This is a genomic window from Oleiphilus sp. HI0066, from assembly GCF_001635725.1.
The window spans coordinates 1-889 of the sequence record NZ_LWFH01000272.1; the positions used below are offsets into that span (position 1 = coordinate 1).

At 46.1% G+C, this 889-nt stretch carries 2 protein-coding genes; both read right to left on the bottom strand.

From position 1 onward, the window contains the following. Positions 1 to 663: amidophosphoribosyltransferase (locus A3738_RS04110; RefSeq protein WP_197473577.1), on the bottom strand; the 663-nt coding region annotated here is incomplete at its 3' end. A 10-nt stretch (positions 664 to 673) separates the two neighbouring features. After that, positions 674 to 889: CvpA family protein (locus A3738_RS04115; protein ID WP_197473578.1), on the bottom strand; the 216-nt coding region annotated here is incomplete at its 5' end.

The following is an 889-nucleotide window of genomic DNA, read 5'->3' on the forward strand; positions in this document are numbered from 1 at the left end:
ACGAACTAATTCGAAGCCAGCAGCATCCAAGGCAACACTTTCAGAAGCGACCATATATTCTGTACCAAATTCTGTTTCTCTTTTACCAAAACAGGCTGGTCGAATGCCATTCGGATCTCTGAATGCAAGCACCCCATACCCAGTGATCATGGCAACCACGGCATAAGCGCCACGAGCACGTTTATGCACCTCTTTAACGGCTGCAAAAATTTCGACATGCGTTGGAATTAGTTTGCCTTGGTTTTGTAACTCATGCGCTAGAACATTTAAAAGCACTTCAGAGTCAGAAGTCGTATTGATATGACGAAGATCTGATTTAAGAACACCATCAGACAATTCGATGGTATTCGTTAAATTACCGTTGTGCGCAAGCGTAATACCGTAAGGCGAGTTCACATAGAAAGGTTGTGCTTCGGCTGAGCTAGAACTACCCGCCGTCGGATAACGAACATGCCCGATACCTACATTACCCTGTAATTGGCGCATGTGACGAGTACGAAAAACATCGCGCACGAGCCCGTTGTCTTTACGCAGAAAAAAACGATCGTCCTGACAGGTAACGATGCCCGCGGCATCCTGGCCACGATGTTGAAGCACCGTCAGTGCATCAAAGAGAGTTTGGTTTACGTTAGACTTCCCCACGATGCCGACAATACCGCACATATCGCATTCCTCAGAATTTTGTATTCGCTATAAAAGATGACAATTCATCGACCCCGGATCCAAAAACAGACCGAGTCCAATATTCAACCACTGTTAACTGCTCGATAACTACAGAATCTGACCACCAAGTTTCTTTAGACCAAGGCGTATAACGCACAATCGCGACAAGCGCTATACAGACCACAACACCTCTAGCCATCCCAAACACCATACCTAGAACGCGATC